This window comes from Burkholderia sp. BDU5 (assembly GCF_001522845.1).
Taxonomy (GTDB): domain Bacteria; phylum Pseudomonadota; class Gammaproteobacteria; order Burkholderiales; family Burkholderiaceae; genus Burkholderia; species Burkholderia mayonis.
The window spans coordinates 1-1158 of the sequence record NZ_LOWC01000094.1 but is presented as its reverse complement, the minus strand read 5'-3'; the positions used below and the strand labels follow the sequence as shown (position 1 = coordinate 1158).

Genomic DNA, 1158 nt, shown 5'->3' with positions numbered 1-1158 from the left:
AAGTTGACCCGCAAAAACGGACACCTATTCTTGTTGGAGAGGAGGTGCCGTCATGGGCAAGCATCGGAAAGCGTACCCGGCGGAGTTCCGGGCGCAGATGGTGGAGCGAGTGAAGGCAGGACGTACGCCGGAGGAATTGGCGCGCGAGTTCGAGCCGACGGCGCAGAGCATCATCAACTGGGTCGCGCAGGCCGATCGTGATTCGGGCGTGCGCCAGGATGGACTGACGACGGCCGGGCGGCAGGAATTGACTCGGCTGCGTCGTAAGGTGCGCCAACTCGAGATGGAGCGCGACATACTCTCTCACGCGGCTGCCTGGTTCGCCCGGGAGACGGGGGCCGTACCGCCGAAGGGTACGGATTCATGAAGGCGAACCGGGCCCGCTGGCCCATTGCCACGATGGCGCGGCTGCTGCGAGTCTCCACCAGCGGCGACTATGCGTGGCTCGTGCGAGAGCCGTCGAAGCAGGCATGCAGCGATGCGCAGTTGCTCTCGCGTATTCGCACGCTGCACACGAGCTCGCGCGGCACCTATGGCGCGCCGCGTATCCATGCTCAGCTCAAACGCGAAGGCGCACATGTCGGGCGCAAGCGAGTCGCGCGGCTCATGCGTCTGGCGGGCCTGTGCGGGGCCAGTCGCAGGCAATGGATGCACTACGCGCCTACGCGCGGGAGCACGGCATGCCCCTGATCTGGTGCGTCGCCACTTCAGCGCCGCAGCGCCGAACGTGCTGTGGGTGGCCGACGCCACCTACATTCCGACCAGCGAGGGATTCCTGTATCTGGCCGTCGTGCTCGATGTGTTCCGCCGCCGCATCGTAGGCTGGGCAATGTCCAATCATCTGTACACGGAACTGATGCTGCGTGCGCTCGATATGGCGCTCGCGCAACGTCGCGCTCGCGGAGTCATTCTGCATTCCGATCAGGGCTGCCAATATACGTCCAGGCGCTGTCGCGAGGCCGGCGTGCAGCCTTCGATGGGCACCGCTGGCGACTGCTACGACAACGCGATGTGTGAATCCTTCTTCGGCACGCTCGAATCGGAAATACTCATGCGCGAGCGTTTCGAGACGCACGAACAGGCGCGCGCGTCTGTTCTGGTTCCTCGAGGGCTGGTACAACCTGCGCCGTCTACACAGCAGCATCGGCTACCGTTCAC

At 64.5% G+C, this 1158-nt stretch carries 1 pseudogene; it reads left to right on the top strand.

Going from position 1 to position 1158, the window contains the following annotated elements:
- Positions 1–52: 52 nt before the first annotated feature.
- Positions 53–1158 (top strand): annotated as a pseudogene (locus WS69_RS15310) (IS3 family transposase); the annotation flags it as partial.